The 21,855-nt window shown below is 71.5% G+C and carries 17 protein-coding genes; 14 read left to right on the top strand and 3 right to left on the bottom strand.

The window, feature by feature from the left end; all coding sequences use genetic code 11:
* Positions 1-116 precede the first annotated feature (116 nt).
* The 14 genes from ACFY5A_RS17740 (at position 117) to ACFY5A_RS17675 (ending at position 19,207) form a co-directional block, all read left to right on the top strand.
* Positions 117-1,604, top strand: coding sequence for an amidohydrolase family protein (locus ACFY5A_RS17740; protein ID WP_387236224.1), 1,488 nt, complete (start codon positions 117-119; stop codon positions 1,602-1,604).
* On the top strand, positions 1,601-2,932 hold the full coding sequence (locus ACFY5A_RS17735; RefSeq protein WP_387236221.1) for a serine hydrolase domain-containing protein: 1,332 nt from the start codon (positions 1,601-1,603) through the stop codon (positions 2,930-2,932). The genes ACFY5A_RS17740 and ACFY5A_RS17735 overlap by 4 nt, the downstream gene beginning before the upstream one ends.
* Positions 2,933-3,073: 141 nt before the next feature.
* The gene (locus ACFY5A_RS17730) at positions 3,074-4,462 is read left to right on the top strand and encodes a serine hydrolase domain-containing protein (protein ID WP_387236219.1); all 1,389 of its coding nucleotides are present in this window, start codon (positions 3,074-3,076) and stop codon (positions 4,460-4,462) included.
* The gene (locus ACFY5A_RS17725; protein WP_387236216.1) at positions 4,459-5,382 is read left to right on the top strand and encodes a serine hydrolase; all 924 of its coding nucleotides are present in this window, start codon (positions 4,459-4,461) and stop codon (positions 5,380-5,382) included. Before ACFY5A_RS17730 ends, ACFY5A_RS17725 begins: the two co-directional genes overlap by 4 nt.
* A 55-nt stretch (positions 5,383-5,437) precedes the next feature.
* Entirely contained in the window at positions 5,438-7,030 is a 1,593-nt protein-coding gene (locus ACFY5A_RS17720; RefSeq protein ID WP_223586128.1) for an ABC transporter substrate-binding protein, read from the top strand.
* A gap of 16 nt (positions 7,031-7,046) precedes the next feature.
* Positions 7,047-8,045, top strand: a complete 999-nt coding sequence (locus tag ACFY5A_RS17715; protein ID WP_387236213.1) for an ABC transporter permease — start codon at positions 7,047-7,049, stop codon at positions 8,043-8,045.
* The gene (locus ACFY5A_RS17710; protein ID WP_387236210.1) at positions 8,045-9,433 is read left to right on the top strand and encodes an ABC transporter permease subunit; all 1,389 of its coding nucleotides are present in this window, start codon (positions 8,045-8,047) and stop codon (positions 9,431-9,433) included. The genes ACFY5A_RS17715 and ACFY5A_RS17710 overlap by 1 nt, the downstream gene beginning before the upstream one ends.
* A gap of 14 nt (positions 9,434-9,447) precedes the next feature.
* Positions 9,448-9,954, top strand: coding sequence for an oligopeptide/dipeptide ABC transporter ATP-binding protein (locus ACFY5A_RS17705; protein ID WP_387236433.1), 507 nt, complete (start codon positions 9,448-9,450; stop codon positions 9,952-9,954).
* Entirely contained in the window at positions 9,951-10,994 is a 1,044-nt protein-coding gene (locus tag ACFY5A_RS17700) for an ABC transporter ATP-binding protein (protein ID WP_105672280.1), read from the top strand. Before ACFY5A_RS17705 ends, ACFY5A_RS17700 begins: the two co-directional genes overlap by 4 nt.
* A 19-nt stretch (positions 10,995-11,013) precedes the next feature.
* Positions 11,014-14,346 (top strand): serine hydrolase, encoded by a 3,333-nt coding sequence (locus ACFY5A_RS17695; protein ID WP_387236207.1) that lies wholly within the window; start codon positions 11,014-11,016, stop codon positions 14,344-14,346.
* Entirely contained in the window at positions 14,346-15,461 is a 1,116-nt protein-coding gene (locus ACFY5A_RS17690; RefSeq protein WP_341941650.1) for a M20 family metallopeptidase, read from the top strand. Before ACFY5A_RS17695 ends, ACFY5A_RS17690 begins: the two co-directional genes overlap by 1 nt.
* Entirely contained in the window at positions 15,458-16,333 is an 876-nt protein-coding gene (locus ACFY5A_RS17685) for a GNAT family N-acetyltransferase (protein ID WP_387236204.1), read from the top strand. Before ACFY5A_RS17690 ends, ACFY5A_RS17685 begins: the two co-directional genes overlap by 4 nt.
* Positions 16,330-17,436 carry an o-succinylbenzoate synthase gene (menC, locus tag ACFY5A_RS17680; protein WP_341941648.1) on the top strand — a complete coding sequence of 369 codons (1,107 nt, stop codon included), beginning with the start codon at positions 16,330-16,332 and terminating at the stop codon, positions 17,434-17,436. The genes ACFY5A_RS17685 and menC overlap by 4 nt, the downstream gene beginning before the upstream one ends.
* 148 nt (positions 17,437-17,584) lie before the next feature.
* Positions 17,585-19,207: a helix-turn-helix domain-containing protein gene (locus tag ACFY5A_RS17675; RefSeq protein WP_341941647.1), complete on the top strand. Its 1,623-nt coding sequence runs from the start codon at positions 17,585-17,587 to the stop codon at positions 19,205-19,207.
* Positions 19,208-19,404: 197 nt separating this feature from the next.
* Here ACFY5A_RS17675 and ACFY5A_RS17670 read toward each other — a convergent pair whose 3' ends face one another.
* The 3 genes from ACFY5A_RS17670 to ACFY5A_RS17660 form a co-directional block, all read right to left on the bottom strand.
* Positions 19,405-19,824, bottom strand: coding sequence for a hypothetical protein (locus tag ACFY5A_RS17670; RefSeq protein WP_105672283.1), 420 nt, complete (start codon positions 19,822-19,824; stop codon positions 19,405-19,407).
* Positions 19,825-19,935: 111 nt separating this feature from the next.
* Positions 19,936-20,784 (bottom strand): universal stress protein, encoded by an 849-nt coding sequence (locus ACFY5A_RS17665; RefSeq protein WP_387236199.1) that lies wholly within the window; start codon positions 20,782-20,784, stop codon positions 19,936-19,938.
* Positions 20,785-20,922: 138 nt separating this feature from the next.
* Positions 20,923-21,855 carry a 4-(cytidine 5'-diphospho)-2-C-methyl-D-erythritol kinase gene (locus tag ACFY5A_RS17660; protein ID WP_387236196.1) on the bottom strand — a complete coding sequence of 311 codons (933 nt, stop codon included), beginning with the start codon at positions 21,853-21,855 and terminating at the stop codon, positions 20,923-20,925.

Genomic DNA, 21,855 nt, shown 5'->3' with positions numbered 1-21,855 from the left:
GCGCACCTCCGAGCTGCGCGGCGGGGTGCGCGGCTTGTGCTCCGGTACCGGATGACCCGTCTGATTTCGTGCCCGCGCACCGGACTCCCCCGCACCCGTGATGCCACGCTGGGCGCGTGAACACACTGCTGCGCGGCGGCCGGGTCGTCGACCCGAAGACCGGCGCCGACCGGATCGCCGACCTCCTCATGTCCGACGGACGCATCGCCGCCGTTGGCGTCGATCTGATCGCTCCCCCCGGCACCGCGGTCGTCGACGTCCGCGGGCTGATCGTCGGCCCCGGCTTCGTCGATCTGCACAGCCACGTCCACTCCATCGCCGGACAGCGGCTGCAGGCGATGGACGGCGTGACCACCGCGCTCGACCTCGAGGCCGGCCTCATGCCGGTGGCCGAGGCGATGGCCAGGGCCGCGGCCGACGGTCGCCCGCTGAACTACGGCTTCTCGGCATCCTGGGCGCAGGCGCGGGCGTTCGCGCACCTCGACCGCGTCCCCGTCGCCGACTTCACCGCGTCGATGGACCTGCTCGGCAACGGGGAGTGGCAGCGATCGTCGAGCGCCCCCGAGCGCACGCGTTGGCTCGGCCTGCTGGAGGGCGAGCTGGCCGCCGGGGCCCTCGGCATCGGAGTCCTCATGGGCTACGCGCCCCGCTCCGATCCCGACGAGTACCTCGCGCTCTCCCGCCTGGCCGCGGCGGCGCACGCCCCCACCTTCACGCACGTCCGAGAGCTCATCGAAGCCGATCCGGCGACACCGATCGACGGGTCGGAGGAGCTCGTGCGCGCCGCCGCCGAGACCGGGGCGGCCATGCACCACTGCCACGTGAACAGCACGTCCCTGCGGCACGTCGACCGCGTGCTCGCGCTCCTCGATCGCAGCCGTGCGGCCGGGTCGCGCGTGACCGTCGAGGCGTACCCGTACGGCGCGGGGAGCACCGCGATCGGCGCGTTCTTCCTCGCCCCCGAGAAGCTGCGGGGACTCGGCATCACGCCGAGCTCGCTCGTCCTGGTCGACACCGGCGAGCGCATCGCCGACGAGGCGCGCCTCCGCGAGGTGCGCGCCGCCGACCCCGGCGCCACGTGCATCGTCACCTTCCTCGACGAGGCCGATCCGCTCGACCGCGCGCATCTGCACCGGGCCCTCGCCTACCCCGACTCGATCGTCGCGAGCGACGCCATGCCCGTGTCCTGGACCAGCACCGCCGGCGCCCCGACCGCGTACGAGCAGCGGGAGTGGCCGCTGCCTCCCGGCGGTCACACGCACCCGCGCACGGCGGGCACCTTCGCGAAATCGCTGCGCCTCATGGTCAGGGAATCCGAGACCTGGACCTGGGTCGAGGCCTTCCGACGCTGCTCCTACCTTCCGGCGCGGGTCCTCGACGAGGTCTCGTCCGCCATGCGCGGCAAGGGGCATCTCGCCGTCGGCGCCGACGCCGACGTCGTCGTGATCGACCCCGTGACGATCACCGATCGCGCCACCTACGCCGATCCCACGCGGCCCTCCCAGGGCGTGCGGCAGCTGTACGTGCACGGCATCCCCGTCGTGCACGCCGGGGAGATCGTGACCGATGCCTTCCCCGGTCGCGCGATACGAGGAGACGCATGATGACCGAAGACCTGCAGTCCTTCCTGGACGCCACCGCCGCCGAACTCGGCGTGCCGGGGGCCGTCGTCGGCGTGCTCGACGGCGACGACGAGCTCATCGCCGTCACGGGCGTCGCCTCCACCGAGACGGGTGCGCCGGTGACCGCGCGCACCCTGTTCCAGATCGGCTCGACGTCGAAGACGTTCACCGGCACGGCGGCGATGCGCCTCGTCGACGACGGGCTGCTCGACCTGGACGCCCGTGTGACCGACATCCTCCCCGACTTCCGCCTCGGCGATGCCGCGGCCCTCGACGCCCTGCGCGTTCGACACCTCCTCACCCACTCCGGCGGATTCCTCGGCGACGCCGACGAGCAGCCGGGATGGGATGCCGACTCCCTCGCCCGCAACGTCGCGAGCTTCGCCGAGCTCCCCCAGTTCTTCGCCCCCGGCACGATCGCGTCGTACAGCAACGCCGGGATCCGCCTTCTGGGGCGCATCGTCGAGGTCGTCGCGGGCGAACCGTTCGAGCAGGCCGTACGACGCGTCGTCCTCGATCCCCTCGGGATGGCCGACACCTTCTTCTTCCCGTGGGAGGTGATCGCCCGCCCCCACGCGCTCGGCCACGTCACGGCGGAGGACGGCACCGTCTCCCCCCTCGGCCAGTGGCCGATCACGCGCGACATCGACCCCGAGGGCGGGCTCGTCTCCTCCGTGGGCGATCAGCTGCGCTATGCGCGGTTCCAGATGCGCGGGGAGAGCGAGGGCACTCCGCCCGTGAGCGAGGCGACCAGGCTCCGGATGCAGCAGCCGCAGCTCAGCGCCGGTCCGCCGGTCGACGCGATCGGCTTCCCCTGGCTCCTCTCACACCACGGCTCCGCCCGGCTCGTGATGCACGGCGGCAACATCGCCGACACCCAGCTCAGCGAGTTCGTGATGGCCCCGGACCAGGATCTCGCGATCACGGTGCTCACCAACAGCAGCGCGGGCAAGGCACTCGGGACGAGGGTCATCGACTGGTGCTTCGAGCACCTCCGCGGGATCGCTCCGGAGAAGACGCCGGTCGGCCAGCGCACCACCGATGCGCTCGACCAGACGGTCGGGCGGTACGACGCCGGCCAGTGGCACTACGACGTCACGCGGGTCGGAGACGCACTGGAGTTCACGATGGTGCTGCGCGAGGACATCGCCGCCCTCGGCATCCCGCCGCGCCCGCCGCTGCGGCTGGGCGTCCGCGGAGACCGGGCGCTCGTGACCGACGAGGGCGTCGCCGTCGGCCGGCTGCTCGACGCCGCGGAGGGCGGCCCCGACCTGCTGCACATCGGACTCCGCGCCGTGCGACGACGGTGATCCGCGGGGCTTCGTCCGCGAGCACCAAGCTCCCGGCAAGTCTCGTCGCCGCCGACCAACGGCGTCTCCGCACACGCGAATAGTCTCGGCCCATCGCCGTCGCACCCCTATCGACGGCGCACTCGATGAAGAGGAGCGCACATGTCCGACCTGAACGAGATCGGCGTCTGGCTGCGGGACAACCTTCCCGCCCTGATCGCCGACGCGCACATCCCCGCCGCATCCGTGGGAGTCCTCGCCGGAGGCGAGATCTTCACGACGTCGGCCGGCATCCTGAACCGGAACACCGGAGTCGAAGCCGATGACGACTCGGTCTTCCAGATCGGCTCGATCACGAAGACGTGGACGGCGACGCTCATCATGCAGCTGGTCGACGACGGCCTCCTCGACCTCGACGCCCCCGTGCGCGACGTCGTGCCGGAGTTCGCCATCGCCGACGACGCCGCAGCCTCGGCGATCACCGCCCGGCAGCTGCTCAGCCACGTGAGCGGCTTCGAGGGCGACCTGTTCAACGACACCGGGGTCGGCGACGACGCCGTCGAGAAGTACCTGGCGACCATCGCCGACGCGCCGCAGCTGTTCGCACCCGGCGAGCGCTTCTCGTACAACAACGCCGGATTCGTCGTGCTCGGCCGCATCATCGAGGTGCTGCGCGGCATGCCCTTCGACCAGGCCCTCCGCACCCACCTGATCGCCCCGCTCGGGCTCACGCACGTCGCCACCTCGGCGCCGGAGGCGATCATGTTCCGCGCCGCGCTCGGCCACGTCCCCTCCGGCGACGGCGACGAGCCCGTCCCCGCCCCGGTCTGGAGCCTGGTCCGCTCGAACGCACCGGCGGGCTCCATGCTCGCCATGACGCCGCGCGACCTGCTCGGCTACGCCCGCATGCACATCGAGGGAGGGATCGCCGCCGACGGCACCCGCGTGCTCTCCGAGCAGAGCACGCGCGCCATGCAGGAGCAGCAGGTCGAGCTGCCCGACCTCGGCGTCCTCGGCGACGCATGGGGCCTGGGCTGGGAGCTCTTCGACTGGGACGGTGCACCGGTCATCGGACACGACGGCGGCACGATCGGACAGAGCGCCTTCCTGCGCATCGTCCCGTCGGCCGGAGTGGCCGTGGCGATCCTCACCAACGGAGGACGCGCGGTCGAGGCGTACCAGACCATCACCGCGAAGGTGCTCAGCGCCCTCGCCGGGGTCACGATGCCCGCCCTCCCCGAGGTCCCCGCCTCCCCCGTCGAGGTGGACCTCGATCGCATCCTCGGCACGTACTCGTCGTCGGTCTCGGATTCGGTCGTGAGCGTCGACGACGACGGACGGATCTGGCTCGAACGCACGATGAAGGGCATCTTCGCCGAGCTCGGCCCCGCACCCGAGCCCGTCGAGCTCGTCGGGTGGAGCGGCGACAGCCTGCTCCCGCGCGAACCGCAGCACGGCATGCACATGCCCCACGCCTTCGTCGGAGACGACGGAGAGGGTCGCGCTCTCTACCTGCACACCGGCCGCGCCGACCGTCGGATCGACGCGTGAGCGCCGCGCCCGCGGCGACGGCTTCCACCGCGGTGGAGGCCGACATCGCCCGGATCTTCGCGGATGCCGGAGCCCGAGGCTTCCTGCACGCCCGCGAGATCGGCGTCGAGGACGGTCCGGAGGTCGGCGTGGGATCGGACGACCCCGTCGCGCTCGCCTCGGTGTTCAAGATCCTCGTGCTCACGGCCTTCGTCCGTGACGTCGCCGCGGGCGCGCTCGACCAGACCGCGCGCACCACCGTGACGGCGCGGTACCGCATCGGCGGCGTCGGGACCGCAGGGTTCGCCGACGATGTGGAGGCCAGCTGGCGCGACCTCGCCCTCCTGATGATGACGATGAGCGACAACGCCGCCACCGACGTCATCTACCACCGCCTCGGCGGCGACGCCGTCGACCGCGTGATCTCCGACCTCGGTCTCGATCGCACGGCCCTCATCGGCTGCTGCGAAGACCTGTTCGCCTCGGTGGTGGAGGACCTGGGCGGCTCGCCCGATGACGACCTCGACGAGCTGCTCCTCTCGGCCTCCGCGGAGGACCTGCTCGCACTGCGCGCCCTCGACCCCCCTCGCACGTCCCACTCGACGCCGCGGGACGTGACCACGCTTCTCACCGCCCTCTGGACGGATGCGGCGGCTCCGGCATCCGCGTGCGAGCAGGCGCGCACGATCATGGCGCAGCAGATCTGGCCGCACCGGCTCTCGTCCGGATTCCCGAACGGGGTGCAGATCGCGGCCAAGACGGGCACGCTGCCCCGCTGGCGCAACGAGGCCGGCGTCGTGACCTACCCCGACGGACGGCAGTTCGCCGTCGCCGTGTTCACGCTCGCCGACACCCTCGCCGACCGTCAGCCACTCGTCGACGCGTCGATCGGCCGTGCGGCGCTGGCCGCGGTCGAGCACCTGCGCGGACTCGCGGACTGACCGTCGTCACCTCTGTCCCCCCACACCTCACCCGACTCACTGCTGGAGGCTTCTGATGCGTTCTCGTACCCCGCTGGTCGCGCTGTTGAGCGTGACGGCCCTCGCCCTCACCTCGTGCGCCGCCGGCGCGAACACCGGCGGTGGAGGGAGCTCCGGCACCCTCGTCGACGGCAAGACGTTCACCTCGGTCATCTCGACCGACCCCGGCAGTCTCGATCCGTTCGTCACGGTGATGTCGGTCGCCCGCTCCATCGACCGGTTCCTCTACGGGCGGCTCGTCGAGGTGCTCGAAGACGGCAGCGTCGTCTCCGGCCTCGCCGAGAAGTGGGAGTCGGACACCACCCAGGCTGTCTTCACCCTCCGCGAGGGTCTCACCTGTGAGGACGGCACTCCGCTCACGGCATCCGACGTCGCGGCGAACATCACGCACATCACCGACCCGGCCAACGGCTCACCGCTGATCGGCCTTCAGGTGCAGCCGGGCACGACCGCGACGGGCGACGACGACGCGCGCACCGTGACCGTCACCAGCGGGCGCCCCGATGCGTTCCTCGTGGAGAACATCGGCAGCATCTCCATCGTCTGCGGCTCCGTGATCGACGACCCGAAGGCTCTCGCCGCCGGCGAGGGCTCCACCGGGATGTTCACGATGGGCGAGATCGTCCCGAACAGCCAGTACACCCTCACCCGCCGCAAGGACTTCACCTGGGGTCCCGGCGACTGGGACCCCGACCAGAAGGGGCTCCCCGACGAGGTCGTGTTCCGCGTCGTGCCGAACGAGACGACATCGGTGAACCTCGTGCTCTCCGGCGAGGTGAACGCGGCGCTCGTGCTCGGCCCTGACAAGAAGAGGCTGCAGGATGCGGGCCTGTTCCACACCGAGATCCCGACGCCGGGCGGACAGCTCGTCTTCAACCAGAACGAGGGCCGCCCCACCGCCGACCAGGCCGTGCGCGAGGCACTGGTCGAGTCGCTCGACCTCGACCAGCTCCGCAAGGTGCTCACCGGCGGCGAGGGCACGGTGCCCACCGGCCTCGTCACGGTCTCGCCGAACCCCTGCCGCGCCGATGTGGTGAGCGGCTTCCTGCCGAAGTTCGACGCGAAGGCGGCTGCCGCAGCCCTCGACGACGCGGGCTGGACGCTCGGCGCCGACGGCGTCCGCAGCAAGGACGGCGCCCCGCTGGAGCTGCGGATGATCTACCCCTCGCTGTTCGGCGACGCCGGCAACGCCGCCGCCGAGCTCATCCAGTCGACCTGGAAGGAGCTGGGCGTCTCGCTCACCGTCACCGCGGTCGACTCCCCGAAGCTCAGCGAGACCCTGTTCTCCACCGGCGACTGGGACGTCTCGGCCGCACCCCTCACCGTGGCGCTGCCGAGCATGCTCGTTCCCTTCTACTCGGGCCCCACGCCGCCGAACGGCACGAACTTCGCCGGCGTCGACAACCCCGAGTACACGGCAGCGGTCACCGCCGCGGCGCAGAAGGCCGGCGCAGACGGATGCGACGACTGGGGCGCGGCCGAGCAGGCGCTGTTCTCCACGACGAGCGTCGTCCCCTACGCGAACATCGTGCGCTCGACCTTCGCGAACAAGGCGACGTTCACCGAGGGCGACGGCATCGACCCCACGTCGATCCGCATGTACGAGTAAGGACCGGAAGCAGCCGATGGCCAGCTCCACCACCACTCAGGCGATCCTGATCAGATCCGCACGGTCGGACAACCCGTGGGTGTCCTTCCTGGTCCGTCGCGGAGGACAGTTCATCCTCTCGGTGTGGGTGCTGGTCACGGCTGCCTTCCTCATGATCCACCTGGTCCCGGGCGACCCGGTGCGCGCGGCGCTGGGGATGAACGCCCCCGTCGAGCTGGTCGAGGCGCGCCGCGCGGCGCTCGGCCTCGACCAGCCCCTCGCCGTGCAGTACGTCCGCTACATCGGCGGACTGTTCACGGGAGACATGGGCTCGTCGATGCTCACGAGCCAGCCGGTCTCCGAGATCATCTCCACCCGTCTGCCCGCGACCCTCCAGCTGGCGATCCTCGCCGTCCTTCTCGTCCTGCTCGTCTCGGTCCCGCTCGGCGTGACGATGGCCGTCGCCACGCGCGGCGGCCGACGACGCGGCCTCGAGCTGGGCTTCGCGACCGGCAGCGTCGTGCTCGCGGCCATCCCGGAGTTCCTGCTCGCGGTCGGGCTCGTCTACATCTTCGCCGTCTCCCTCGGCTGGTTCCCGGTCGCGGGCAACACGGCGCCGTTCGCTCTCGTGCTCCCGATCGTGGCGCTCGCGCTCGGACCGATCGCCGTGTTCTCGCGGATCATCCGCGTGGAGGTGCTCTCCGTGCTCGGTCAGGACTTCATACGCACCGCGAGGGCCAAGCGGCTGGCACCTCATCGCATCTACTCCCGCCACGCCCTCCCCAACGCGATGACCGCGACGCTCACGCTCACCGGTCTCCTGCTGACGGGGATGGTCGCCGGCACCGTGCTCGTGGAGAACGTGTTCGCGTGGCCAGGACTGGGCACCATGATCGTGCAGTCGATCCTGTCGAAGGACTACTCGGTCGTCCAGGGCATCGTGCTCGTCTACGGCATCGGCGTGCTGCTCGTGAACCTCGTGATCGACGTCATCCTCGCGATCCTCGATCCTCGATCCACCATCCGGGAGGCCTGATGTCCGCGCGCACCGTCTGGGCGGGCATCGTCCGCTCGCCCCTGGGGATCACCTCCCTCGCCCTCGTGACCCTCGTCGCACTGACCGCGATCCTCGCCCCGATCCTCTGGGGCGCGCAGGCGGAGCAGGTCGACCCCACCGCCATCACGCAGGGCCCCAGCGCCGCCCATCTCCTCGGCACAGACGCCCTCGGCCGCGACGTGCTCGCCAGGGTCATGGTCGCCACGCGGCTGTCCGTGCTCCTGGCCGTCATCGCCGTCGTCATCGGCGTGACCGTCGGCGCGGTCCTGGGGACGGCCCCGTCCGTGCTCCCCCGATGGGCCGGCCGGCCGATCGCCGGGTTCGTGAACATCGCCGTCGCCTTCCCCGGGCTCCTTCTCGCTCTGTTCTTCGCCGTGATCTTCGGCGTCGGGACGACCGGCTCCGTGCTCGCGATCGGCTTCGCGATGGCCCCGGGCTTCGCCCGCCTCACCCAGACGCTCTCCTCGGCGATCGCCGGGCGCGACTTCATCTCCGCGGCGCAGGTCGCGGGCGTCTCCCGATTCCGGATCCTGATCAGGCACATCCTCCCCAACATCGGAGAGCCGCTCATCGTGAACGCCACGGTCGCCGCCGGCTCTGCCCTGCTCGCCTTCGCCGGGCTGTCGTTCCTCGGACTCGGCGTGCAGGTCCCCGCCTACGACTGGGGCCGACTGCTCGGGGAGGGCCTCAACCGCATCTACCTCAACCCGGCGGCCGCACTCGGCCCCGCGGTCGCGGTCGTGATCGCCGGACTCGCCTTCAACCTCCTCGGTGAGACCGCGGCCGCCGCGCTCGGCGGACGCTCCGCCCGGCGCCGTGCGCGACTGCCCCTCGTCGCCCGCAGCGGCGCCCCCGTGCCCGCGCAGGTCGACGGCGAAGAAGTGGTGCTCCGCGTCGACGACCTGCGCGTCTCCTTCCCCTCCCCGGCCGGATGGCTCACGCCGGTGCGCGGCGTGACCTTCGACATCCGCCGCGGTGAGGCGATCGGCGTCGTCGGCGAGTCCGGCTCCGGCAAGAGCCTCACGGCGCTCGCGGCCGCGAAGCTCATCGAGACCCCGGGACATGTGTCGGCGGCAGCCCTCGACTTCTGCGGCACCTCGCTGCTCACGACACCCGACCGCGCACTCCGCGGGCTCCTCGGCACGTCGCTGGCCATGGTGTTCCAGGACCCGATGACCTCGTTCAACCCGACGCGGCGGATCGGATCGCAGCTCGCGGAGGCCGCATCGGAGCATCAGGGCCTGAGCAGACGTGCGGCGATGGCCAGGGCGGTGGAGCGGCTGCAGGCCGTGCGCGTGCCCGCGGCCGAGCGGCGGGTGCGCCAGTCCCGCACGAGTTCTCCGGCGGCATGCGCCAGCGCGCGATGATCGCGATGGGTCTGATGAACCACCCTCGTCTCATCATCGCCGACGAGCCGACCACGGCCCTCGACGTCACCGTCCAGCGCCAGGTGCTGCAGCTGCTCGCCACGGTGCGGCGCGACACGGATGCCGCGATCCTGCTCATCAGCCACGACATCGCCGTCGTCGCGCAGACGTGCGACCGCGTGCTGGTCATGTACGCCGGACGCATCGTGGAGGATCTCCCCGCCGGCGTCCTGCACTCCGATGCGCAGCATCCGTACACCCGTGCCCTCCTGGATGTGATCCCGGAGCTCGACACCGACCGCGACATCCCCCTCCGCACCATCCCCGGGCGACCGCCCGCACCCGGCGCCTTCCCCGCCGGGTGCGCGTTCGCGGATCGCTGCCCGATGGCATCCGCGCTCTGCCGCGAGAGCGACCCGGAGCTGACGGCCGCCTCCGACGGCCACCGGGTCGCGTGCTGGCATCCGATCACGAAGGACCCCGCGACTCCGCGGCTCGAACGAGAGGCGGCGACCCGATGAGCGAACTGCGCTTCGACCACGTCAGCGTGCGCTTCGGCTCGCACCGGTCGGGCCTCACGGCCGTCGACGACGTGAGCCTCGTCGTACCGACCGGATCGGTCGTCGGCCTGGTCGGCGAGTCCGGTTCGGGCAAGTCGACCCTCGCCAGGGCGGCGATCGGACTGGCCCCGATCAGCGAGGGCGCGATCACCCTCGACGGCGCCGACGTCCGCGGATTCCGTCGGCGCCGGCCGATCCAGATGGTGTTCCAGGACCCCTTCTCGTCTCTCGATCCGAGGATGACGATCGGCGAGTCGATCTCCGAGGCCCTCCCCCGCGAGCTTCGTCGACCCGCTGCGCGCCGCGCCGAGGTCGCGCGGCTGCTCGAGCTGGTGAGCCTCGACCCGGAGCGCGCTTCCTCGCTGCCCGCTGCACTGTCCGGAGGGCAGCGTCAGCGCATCGCCCTCGCCCGAGCTCTCGCGGCCCGCCCCGAGGTGATCATCGCCGACGAGATCACCTCTGCTCTGGACGTGTCGGTGCAGGGCTCCGTGCTCAACCTCGTGCGGGAGCTGCGGGGCGAGCTCGACCTCACGATGCTCTTCATCTCCCACAACCTCGCCGTGGTGCGCTACCTGTGCGATCGCATCGCCGTGATGTACCTCGGGCAGATCGTCGAGACAGGACCCACCGAGCAGGTGCTCGCCGATCCGCAGCATCCGTACACGAAGGACCTGCTGCAGGCCGCGCCGACCAGGACAGGCGATCTGCTCGCGATCGACCCCCTCGCCCCGATCGGCGTCGAGCCCGCCGATCCGCATGCGCCGCCGAGCGGATGCCGGTACCACCCGCGCTGCCCGATCGGGCCCGCCGCTCGCCCCGACCGTCAGCTCTGCCTGACGTCGGCCCCCGTGCGCCCCCACGGTCTGCACGGCGCGGCCTGCCACTTCGCCGGCACGGATTCGACCCTCCCGATCGGAACTGTGCCCGAACCCCAAAGCACCTCCGCTGTTTCGGACGCGGGCACAACACGCCACGCCCTCGCAGCGGACACAGTGGACTGACCTTCCGATTGGAGCCCTCATGACCCGCGTCACCGTCGACGACCTCCTGTCCATCAGCTCGCCGGAGCAGCCCGCCCTCTCCCCCGACGGGTCGCGCGTCGTCTACGTGCTGCGCACCGCGGACAGGGAGGCCGACGGCTACACCCGCTCGCTCTGGCAGGTGCCGGCCTCGGGAGGCGATCCCGTCCGGCTGACCCGCGGCACCGCGGACACGTCGCCCGTGTGGAGCCCCGACGGATCGAAGCTCGCGTTCCTGCGTGCGCAGGACGGTCCGGCCCAGCTCTGGCTCCTGCCCGCAGACGGTGGGGAGGCTCGTGGCCTGACGACGCTGCCGCTCGGTGCCGGAACCCCGGTGTGGAGCCCCGACGGCACCCGGCTCGCCTTCGCCGCGCCGGTCGACAGCGCTGCGCTCCCCGGTGACGACGCCGCGGCGATCCTCGCCAGGCGCTCGGCGCCGAGCGCCGCGGATCGTCTCGGCTACAAGGCGGACGGCGCGGGGAACCTGGGCACGCTCGTGCAGCAGCTGCACGTCGTTGATGCGGAGTCCGGCGCCGTCACCGCGCTCACCCGCGGTCACGCGCACGCCTCCGACCCGTTCTGGTCGCCGGACGGCGGCCGGCTCGCCTTCTCATCGTCCCCCGACGACGACGCCGACCTGACGATGCGGATCCAGGTATACGTCACGTCCTCGACCGACCCCAACAGCGCCCCGGTGCGGGTCAGCGCCGACGACGTCCAGGCGAGCGCGGTCGGCTGGACGCCCGACGGGCTTCACATCGTCGCCGTCGGGCGCACGAACACCGCGGTCGGCAACGCCGGTCTCCTCCTGTTCCCCGTCGGCGGCGGCTCGCCGGTCGACCTGACCTCGTCGGTCGACCGCAACGTGATGCCCGGCGGGCCGGGCTACCCGGGCGGCATGCCCCGGTTCTCCGACGACGAGACGCTCGTGTTCTGCCTGCGCGACAACGGGTACACCCACCTGTACCGGGTCGCCGTCGACGGCTCCGGCATCCGTCCCCTCGTGGACGGCACCGCGAACGTCTCCGGGCTCTCGGTGGCGGGTCCGACCGCGGCGATCGTGCTCGCGACGCCGGACTCCTTCGGCGACGTGGCCGTCGTCGACATCGCAGACGGGGAGATCCGCACCCTCACGTCCTACGGCACGACCGACCTGCCGATCCTCCCCGCCGAGGAGCGCCGGTTCACCATCTCCGACGGCACCGTGGTCACCGGCTGGCTGCGACGGGACCCGGATGCCGAGGGCCCGGTGCCGCTGCTGCTGGATGTGCACGGCGGCCCCCACAACGCCTGGAACGGCGCCGCGGATCTGACCCACCCGTACCACCTGGTGCTCGCGCAGCGCGGCTGGGCGATCCTCACGATCAACCCGCGCGGCAGCGACGGCTACGGCGATGCGTTCTTCTCCGCCGTGTCCGGAGGGTGGGGCGTGCGCGACGCGAACGACTTCCTGGAGCCGATCGACCAGCTGGTCGCCGAGGGGGTGGCCGACCCCGCCCGCCTCGCCGTCACCGGCTACAGCTACGGCGGCTTCATGACCTGCTACCTCACCTCCCGCGACGATCGCTTCGCGGCTGCCGTCGCCGGCGGCGTCGTCACCGACCTCTTCTCGATGGGCGGCACCTCCGACGTCGGCCACTACCTCTCCGCGAAGGAGAACGGGGGCCTCCCCTGGCGCGACGAGGAGCGCATCTCGGCGCAGTCCCCGTACGCGCACGTGGACAGGGTCGTCACCCCGACCCTGATCCTGCACGGTGCAGCCGACGAGCGCTGCCCCGTCGGACAGGCCGAGCAGTGGTTCGCCGCCCTGCGCGAACGAGACGTCCCCACGCGCCTGGTGCTCTACCCCGGCGGTGCTCACCTGTTCCCGCTGTCGGGTCCGCCGTCCCACCGCGCCGACTTCTCGCAGCGGCTCATCGACTGGGTCGAGCAGTACGCCCCCGCCGCCGGAGTCCGCGGCCGCGCTCGGCTCGACGCCCGGCACTGGCAGCAGCGGCTCAGCGTCCTCGCCGCCGCGCACAAGGTCCCCGGAGCGACCCTCGGCATCCTCCGCCTCGGCGAGGATCCGGTCTACGCGCATCACGGCATCCTGAACGCCCGCACGGGGGTCGCCGTCACCGACGACTCGCTGTTCCAGATCGGCTCAATGACCAAGGTGTGGACGGCGACGGCTGTCATGAAGCTCGTCGACGAGGGACGCCTCGACCTCGACCGTCCGGTCGTGGAGTACGTCCCCGAGTTCCGCTCCTCCGACGACGACATCACCCGCACGGTCACCATGCGGCACCTGCTGAACCACACCAGCGGCATCGACGGAGACGTGTTCACCGACACCGGACGAGGCGACGACACGCTCGAGAAGTACGTCGCGCTGCTCGACGGGGTCGCGCAGAACCACCCGATCGGCGCGACGATGTCGTACTGCAACTCGGGCTTCGTGCTCGCCGGCCGTGTGATCGAGAAGATCACCGGCACGACGTGGGACCAGGCGCTGAAGGATCTGGTGATCACCCCGCTCGGGCTCACCCACTCGGCGACCCTCCCCGAGGAGGTGCTGCTGCACAGCGCGGCCGTCGGGCACACCGAGATCGGCGAGGACGGCCCGCAGGTCGCCCCCGCGTGGATGCTGCCGCGGGCGATGGGCCCCGCAGGTCTCGTCTGCTCCACGACGGCCGACGTGCTCGCGTTCGCGCGACTGCACCTCACCGGCGGGCTCGCCGCCGACGGTACCCGTGTGCTCTCCGCCGCGAGCGTGGAGCGCATGCAGCAGCGCGAGGTCGACGTGCCGAACCCCTACACGCTGGGCGATGCGTGGGGCGTCGGCTGGATCCTCTTCGACTGGAGCGGCCGCAGGCTCTACGGTCACGACGGCAACACGATCGGACAGTCCGCGTTCCTGCGCGTGCTGCCCGACGAGGGGGTCGCCGTCACGCTGCTGACGAACGGCGGCAACGCGCACGACCTCTACCTCGAGCTCTACGAGGAGATCTTCTCCGAGGTCGCCGACGTGCATCTGCCCGCGGAACAGGCTCCGCCGCAGGAGCCCTACGACGCCGACGTCTCCGAGCTGCTCGGCACCTACGATCGCGAAGGGGTCCGTTCCGAGGTCTTCGCATCCGAGGACGGCGTGCGGCTGCGCACCACGATCACCGGGCCCCTCGCCGCGCTCCTCCCCGACCCCGTGCAGGAGCACCCGCTCGTGCCGGTCAGGGAGAACGAGTTCGTGCTCCGCCCCGAGGGGATGCAGGCCTGGAGCTCCGTCGTCTTCTACCGCCTCGCCACGGGTGAGCAGTACATGCACTACGGCGTCCGCGCGGCGCCGAAGGTCTCGTGATGAGCGTCGGAGAGGTCGTCGGCATCGACCGGCTGATCGCCGACGTCGAGGAGCTGATCCGGTGCGAGTCTCCCTCGGGAGACCTGGATGCCGTGGCCCGCAGCGCCGAGGTCGTCGCCGCCCTCGGAGAACGAGTGCTGGGCGTCGGCCCCGAGCGCATCGTGATCGACGGCAGGACGCATCTGCGCTGGCGCTTCGGCGAGCCGCGGGTTCTCCTGCTCGGACACCACGACACGGTCTGGCCGGTGGGCTCGCTGGAGACGCACCCGTTCGCGGTGCGCGACGGCGTCCTGCGCGGCCCCGGCTGCTTCGACATGAAGACGGGTGTGGCGATGGCCCTGCACGCGGTGGCCGCGCTGCCCGACCGCGACGGGGTGAGCATCCTCATCACGGGTGACGAGGAGCTCGGCTCGCCGACGTCGAAGGAGCTCATCACGACCGAGGCCGACGGGTGCTCCGCCGTGCTCGTGCTCGAAGCCGCCGCCGAGGGCGGTCATCTCAAGATCGCCCGCAAGGGGGTGTCGCTGTACCGCGTCGTCGTCACCGGTCGCGCGGCCCACGCGGGTCTCGAACCGGAGCGCGGCGTGAACGCCTCGATCGAGGCTGCGCATCTCGTCCTCGCCGTCGCGGCGCTGGGCGACGCGGATGCCGGCACGACGGTGACCCCCACGCTCCTGCGCTCGGGGAGCACGACCAACACGGTGCCGGCCGATGCGGAGTTCGCGGTCGACGTGCGCGTGCGGACCGTCGCGGAGCAGGACAGGGTCGAGGCCGCGATGCGCGCCCTCCTTCCACGCACCCCCGGCGCGCTCGTCCGCATCGACGGCGGGCCGAACCGGCCTCCGATGGAGACCTCCTCCTCGGCCGCGCTCTTCGCCCGCGCCCGCGACATCGCGGAGCGCCTGGACCTGACCCCGTTCGACGGAGTCGCCGTGGGCGGCGCGTCAGACGGGAACTTCACGGCGGGGCTGGGCGTGCCCACCCTGGACGGTCTCGGCGCCGTCGGCGGAGGAGCCCACGCCGACGACGAGCACGTCGAGGTCGACATGATCGCCCAGCGGCTCGCCCTCCTCGAGACGCTCGTCGTCGAGGTCCTGGCTGGAGAAGGGGCATGACCATGACGGACGACGTCGCACAGAGGTCCGCGCGCGACGAGGCCGCCGACCTCGCGAGGGCCGCGGCCGACGCCGCGGGCGTCGAGATCCGCCTCCTCTCGACGGTGACCGAGTTCGCGCAGGTCGCCGCGCTCTTCCAGAGCATCTGGAGCGCAGGCGGTGATCGGATGCCGGTGAACGTGGAGACCCTGCGCGCGCTGTCGAAGTCGGGCAGCTACGTCGGAGGGGCGTTCGACGGCGACGAGCTCGTCGGCGCGTGCTTCGGCTTCTTCGCGGCCCCGGAGCGGCGTGCGCTGCACAGTCACATCGCGGGCGTCTCGCAGCGCATGCGCGGCCGCAGCGTCGGCTTCGCCCTCAAGGTCCACCAGCGCTCCTGGGCGATCGACGAGCAGCTCGACGAGATCTCCTGGACCTTCGACCCGCTGATCAGCAGGAACGCGTACTTCAACCTCGTCAAGCTCGCCGCGACGCCGACCGCGTACCACCGCAACTTCTACGGCCACATGAGCGACGCCCTCAACGGCGACGACGACACCGACCGGATGCTCGTCACCTGGTACGTGCACGATCCGCGGGTCGCCGCGGCCTGCCGGGGCGAATCCTCGCGGGACTCCGACCCCGCTCCGGAGGGCGAGCCCCTGCTCACCGTCGGAGACGACCAGGACCCCGTGCGGCATCCGACCGGGGCGCGCTTCGTGCGGGTCTCGCTCCCCCGCGACATCGAGGCGCTGCGGGTGACCGCTCCCGAGCACGCGACGCACTGGCGTCTCGCGCTGCGCGACACCCTCGGAGATCTGCTCGACGACGGAGCGCGCGTGCTCTCCTTCGATCGCACAGGCACCTACACCATCGACAGAGGAGAACTGCAATGAAGCTCACCGGATTCGAGCTCCGCGTCATCGAGATGCCGCTGGTGTCGCCCTTCCGCACCTCGTTCGGCGTGCAGACGGTGCGCGAGGCGCTCATCGTGCGCGCCGTCACCGACGAGGCTGAGGGCTGGGGCGAGGGCGTGGCGATGAACGACCCGCTCTACTCCTCGGAGTACGTCGGGGCGAGCGTCGACGTGATCACGCGCTTCCTCCTGCCCGCGCTGGCTCAGGTGAAGGACCTCGACGCGAACGCCGTGGCGCCGACGCTGGCGAAGTTCAAGGGCCACCGGATGTCCAAGGCGGCCGTCGAGCTGGCGATCCTCGACGCCGAGCTGCGGGCGAAGGGCGTTCCGCTGTCGCGAGAGCTGGGCGCGGTGCGCGACGCCGTCGACTGCGGCGTCTCGGTCGGCATCATGGATTCGATCCCCGAGCTGCTGGATGCCGTGGGCGGGTACATCGACGAGGGCTACGTCCGCATCAAGCTGAAGATCGAGCCCGGCTGGGACATCGAGCCGGTGCGCGCCGTGCGGGAGCGCTTCGGCGACGACGTGCTGCTGCAGGTCGACGCGAACACCGCGTACCACCGCGGAGATGCGCGGCACCTCGCCCGACTGGACCCGTTCGATCTCCTCCTGATCGAGCAGCCCCTCGACGAGGAGGACCTGATCGGCCACGCCCAGCTCGCCGAGGCCATGACGACCCCGATCTGCCTGGACGAGTCGATCGTGTCGGCCAGGGCCGCTGCGGACGCGATCGCCCTCGGCGCCTGCTCGATCGTGAACATCAAGCCGGGCCGGGTCGGCGGCTACCTGGAGGCCCGCCGCATCCACGACGTCTGCGTGGCGAACGACATCCCCGTGTGGTGCGGAGGGATGCTGGAGACGGGCATCGGCCGCGCCGCCAACGTCGCCCTCGCCGCCCTCCCCGGCTTCACCCTCCCCGGAGACACGTCGGGGTCCGGCCGCTACTACTCGAGCGACATCACCGATCCGTTCGTCGTCGAGAACGGCGCGCTCCGCGTGCCGACCGGCGCCGGCATCGGCGTGACGCCGCACGCGGACGCTCTGGACGCCGTGACCACCCGGACGGAGTGGATCACGTTCTGACGCGCTGATCCCACCCGGACCTGTGGGGCACGACGAAACATCGGTATTCTTTCGTCGTGCCCCACAGGTCCCCCCTCCCCGCACGCCGCCTACTGTGGGGTCCGTGCTCATGTCAGTGACGACACGACCCCGCGCCAGCCTCGGCCGTGTGATCGAAGATCTCGGCAACACCCTGCTCGAGGTGGTGAGCGGCGCGGCCGACCGCGACGTCGAGATCGAGACGGTCATCATCCACGACGTGCTCGACGACGCGATGCCGATGCGCGGCGCCCTCGTCCTCGGCGTCGGGCTGAGCGATCCGGAGGAGATCGCCGAGCTGCTCAGGGCCCTGGGCTCCCAGCAGGCTTCCGCGCTCGTGCTGCGCGCCCCGGTCAGGGCCGAGCCCTCGGTCACCGCCGCGTCGGAGGAGACCGGGATCCCCGTGCTGGCGCTCACGCGAGGCGCGTCGTGGGCGCAGCTGACCGCCATGCTGCGCTCCCTCATCGCGGAGGGCGACGTCGGAGACCAGGGGGCCCAGACGCTCGGAGGGATGCCGTCGGGCGACCTCTTCGCGCTCGCCAACGCGATCGCGACGCTGCTGAACGCCCCCGTCACGATCGAAGACCGCAACTCCCGCGTCGTCGCGTTCTCCGGGCGACAGGACGAGGCGGACCCGGCCCGCATCGAGACCGTGCTCGGGCGGCAGGTGCCGGAGCGATTCGCGCGTCAGCTCGAGGAGCGCGGCGTCTTCCAGGAGCTCTACCGCAGCGAGGACCCCATCGACGTCGGCCCGGTCGAGAACACCGAGGGACTCCCCTCGTATCCGCGGGTCGCCCTCGCGGTGCGCGCGGGCGACGAGATTCTCGGGTCGATCTGGGCCGCCGTACAGGAGCCGCTGTCGTTCGATCGGGTGCAGGCGCTGAAGGACTCCGCCGGTCTCGTCGCCCTGCACATGCTGCGTCTGCGGGCCGGCGCCGATGTCGAACGCCGCCTGCGGGCGGACCTGCTCGCGACCATCCTGGAGGGCGGTCCCGGCGCCTCGGACGCGACCGCCCGGCTGCGGTTGAACGACCACAGCTGCGTCGTGCTGGCCCTGTCGGCATCGGATCAGCTCGGCGCGGATGCCTCGGCGGACGCCCGCAGCATCGCCGAGCGCCACCGCATCGCCGACGCGTTCGCGGTGCACCTGGGCGCGGTCTACCTCCGGTCCGCGGTCGCCCTGATCGGCAACGTCGTCTATGCCGTCGTCGGCATACGCCCTGGACACAGCGACGCCGACATCCGGGCCGCCAGGGTCGCCGCCGACTTCCTCGGGCGCCTGGGGGCCACCAGCGAGATCCGGGTCGGCGTCGGAACCGTCGCAGACGACAGCACCGGCATCCCCTCATCGCGGGCGAACGCCGACCGCGCACTGCGGGTGCTGCGGCAGTCACCGCAGCGCGAGCCGGTCGCGCTCTTCTCGGCGGTGCAGATGGAGGCCCTGCTCGTCGAGCTCGGCGACCTCGTGCGCGCACGTGGGGAGCGCCCGACCGGTCCGGTCGCTCTCCTGATCGAGCAGGACAGAGAGCGCGGCACGCGTCTCGTCGAGACGCTTCGGGCCTGGCTCGACGCCTTCGGCGATGTGAGCGTCGCCGCCGCGCGCGTCTACACGCACCCGAACACCTTCCGCTACCGGCTTCGTCGGCTGTCGGAGATCAGCGGTCTCGATCTCTCCGACCCCGATGCGCGGTTCTCCGCGATGGTGCAGCTGCGGCTGCTCGCCGCCGACGCGAGCGCAGGCTCCCCGCGATAGTCCGATATTTCTCCCAGCGATCTCCCAGGTCGAAAGCATGTCCCCCATTTGGGGGACATCGGAATATCGGGTTAGTCTCGAAGAGCAGCTGGGGCTGTCTGCTGGGTTCTGGGGACGCAGCGTGACTGACGCACTCCGCAAGGAGGCTCGCGCCCTCCCGGGGACCCGAAACCCGAGAGGGCGCGATACGCGCCCGATCAGCCGCGGGGAGCGAGACCCGCATACAGCAGCCCCCCGGACTGCGGGTCCGCGAGCACCAGCACCTGCTCCCCCACCCGCGGGATCTCCAGTCGCGACACCAGCGCCTGGATCGCCACCGCCTGCGCCCCCACCTGGAGCGTCAGCACGATGCTCGGATTGTCGTTGATCGTCTGCCCGGTGTCCTGCATCCCGAGCACGGTCGCCTCCTGCGTCGGCACGCCGGCCGCCCGCAGGGCCGCCACGTGCTCCGCCTGATGGATCGACGACGTCGCCTGCTTCATCGCGTCGGTGAACTCGCTGCCCATGAAGGCCTTCGTCATCTTGCCCATGAACCCCCGCCCGGCCGCGATGTCGTCGGCCATCTGCATGGCCTCCTCCTGGCGGTCCTGCGGCGACTTGCGGTTGAACAGTCCCATGATCACTCCCTGTGGTGGTTTGCGTACCGCCACGCTAGGAGACTCCGGCGTCTACCGATCACGGGTCCGGATGAACCGCCGATGAACGTCCGGCTTCGGCGGAGAGCCCGGTCACCGGACGATCGCGGTCGCGGTCGCGAGCCTCGCGAGCACCTCATGGCTGATCGAGCCGAGCAGGAACCTCGCGATCGCCCCCCGGCCGTGCGAACCGAGAACGGCCAGCCGGGACGTCGCCGCGATGCCGTTGATCACCTCCGACGGATATCCGCGCTGCGTCCTGGCGTCGATCCGAAGGTCGGGATAGTCCTGGCGGAGACCGGCGAGAGCGAGGGCGAGCGTCTCCTCGGCCATCGCGCTCATCGACTCCAGATAGCCGTGGGGGTAGGCGCCGCTGTGCCGGGGCGCGGGGAGGGGAGTCCAGGTCGTGACCGCGATGAGCGGCTCGCCCAGCCGGTCGGCCTCACTCGCAGCGAAGCGGACCGCGGCCTCCGACACGGGCGATCCGTCGACGCCGACGACGACACCGGTCCGTCCCGCGGCGTCGAGGTCGTGGTCCGGCACGACGACGACAGGGCAGTGGGCGCCCGCGGCGATGCGGATGCCGTGCACCCCGCGCGCAGGACCCGTCCCTGGACCGCGATAGTCGCTGCCGATGACGAGCAGAGCGGACGACCTCGACGCCTCGATGAGGAGCGCGACCGGGTCTCCGGCATCCGTCCGCGTCTCGACCGACAGCCCGCGGGCACGCAGCGTCTCCGCCTGCCCCTGGAGGAACTCCTCCGTCGCCTGCAGCGCGTCGGAGATCACGGACGACGCGCCGACGGCGCCTGCCGCGCCTCCGACGATCCCGTACAGCACGATGCGCTGCTCCCGGTCCGCTGCACGCTGGGCGGCCCAGGCGATCGCATGGGCTCCCGCCGACGACTCCACCGCTCCGACGATGATCGCTTCAGACATCATGACTCCCGTCCGGAACGCCGCCATGACGGCACCTGACCGTCGAAGGACGTCCTCTCCTCACCGTACCCTCGGGGCCGTCGCAGGTGTGGGCCGCAGAGCCGGGGATAATCCCCCTCCAGCGTGGCTCGGCGGTCGGGCTCAGCCCATGATGCGGGCGCCGGGCACCGGCCCGTGCACGTGCAGCGCATCCACTCCGGTCTCACGCAGCGCGGCCTGGACGTGCTGCGCGCCCTCCGGATCCGCGCACAGCAGCGCGATGGTCGGGCCGGAACCCGACACGATCCCCCGCAGCGCCCCTGCGCGGATGCCGTCAAGGATCGTCTGCTCCAGATCGGGGCGCACGTCGAGCGCCGCCGCCTCCAGATCGTTGAAGAGGCACTCCGCGAGCGCCTCGGGGTCGCCGGACCTCAGCGCCTGCAGCACCGCGACAGGGACGTCGAGGGACAGCGGAGGATCGTCGGCGAGCGCGCCCTCCTCATCGCGGAGGGCGTCCAGACGTCCGTACACGACCGGCGTCGACAGCCCCTCCTCGCTGGTCACGAGCACCCAGTCGAAGCGTCCGCGCGCGAGCGCCGGATTCAGTTGATCGCCGCGCCCCGTGCCGACGGCCGTGCCGCCGTGCAGCGCGAACGGCACATCGGCGCCGAGCCGCGCCGCGAGCTCGTGCAGGCGCGCCTGCGAGAAGCCCGTGCCCCACAGCGCATCGCACGCGACGAGCGCCGCCGCCGCGTCCGCCGAGCCGCCGCCCATCCCGCCCGCGACGGGGACGCTCTTGCGGATCTCCAGAGCGACGCCCCCCTCGTAGCCGGCGGCGGCCGCGAGCAGCTTCGCCGCCCTCATCGCGAGGTTGCGGTCGTCGAGGGGCACCGTATCCGGGTCCTCCACTCCGCGCACGACGAGGGAGAAGTCATCCGCGTGCCTCGCGATCACGTCCTCGTAGAGGGAGACCGCCTGGAACACCGTCGCCAGCGCGTGATAGCCGTCGTCATGCCGTCCGCCGACGCCGAGGTACACGTTGATCTTCCCCGGTGCGCGCACGTGCACGCGGGGCGACGACGATGCCATGCTCAT

Source organism: Microbacterium sp. NPDC012755, from assembly GCF_042901325.1.
Classification (GTDB): Bacteria; Actinomycetota; Actinomycetes; order Actinomycetales; family Microbacteriaceae; genus Microbacterium; species Microbacterium natoriense.
This window is presented reverse-complemented; position numbering and strand designations above follow the sequence as displayed.

Coding starts and splice junctions, on each gene's coding strand:
- ACFY5A_RS17705 (WP_387236433.1), top strand. CDS start 9,448: ATGAACCACCCTCGTCTCATCATCGCCGACGAGCCGACCACGGCCCTC.
- ACFY5A_RS17685 (WP_387236204.1), top strand. CDS start 15,458: ATGACCATGACGGACGACGTCGCACAGAGGTCCGCGCGCGACGAGGCC.
- ACFY5A_RS17670 (WP_105672283.1), bottom strand. CDS start 19,824: ATGGGACTGTTCAACCGCAAGTCGCCGCAGGACCGCCAGGAGGAGGCC.
- ACFY5A_RS17730 (WP_387236219.1), top strand. CDS start 3,074: ATGTCCGACCTGAACGAGATCGGCGTCTGGCTGCGGGACAACCTTCCC.
- ACFY5A_RS17720 (WP_223586128.1), top strand. CDS start 5,438: ATGCGTTCTCGTACCCCGCTGGTCGCGCTGTTGAGCGTGACGGCCCTC.
- ACFY5A_RS17665 (WP_387236199.1), bottom strand. CDS start 20,784: ATGATGTCTGAAGCGATCATCGTCGGAGCGGTGGAGTCGTCGGCGGGA.
- ACFY5A_RS17715 (WP_387236213.1), top strand. CDS start 7,047: ATGGCCAGCTCCACCACCACTCAGGCGATCCTGATCAGATCCGCACGG.
- ACFY5A_RS17695 (WP_387236207.1), top strand. CDS start 11,014: ATGACCCGCGTCACCGTCGACGACCTCCTGTCCATCAGCTCGCCGGAG.
- ACFY5A_RS17660 (WP_387236196.1), bottom strand. CDS start 21,855: ATGAGCATGGCATCGTCGTCGCCCCGCGTGCACGTGCGCGCACCGGGG.
- menC (WP_341941648.1), top strand. CDS start 16,330: ATGAAGCTCACCGGATTCGAGCTCCGCGTCATCGAGATGCCGCTGGTG.
- ACFY5A_RS17710 (WP_387236210.1), top strand. CDS start 8,045: ATGTCCGCGCGCACCGTCTGGGCGGGCATCGTCCGCTCGCCCCTGGGG.
- ACFY5A_RS17700 (WP_105672280.1), top strand. CDS start 9,951: ATGAGCGAACTGCGCTTCGACCACGTCAGCGTGCGCTTCGGCTCGCAC.
- ACFY5A_RS17690 (WP_341941650.1), top strand. CDS start 14,346: ATGAGCGTCGGAGAGGTCGTCGGCATCGACCGGCTGATCGCCGACGTC.
- ACFY5A_RS17735 (WP_387236221.1), top strand. CDS start 1,601: ATGATGACCGAAGACCTGCAGTCCTTCCTGGACGCCACCGCCGCCGAA.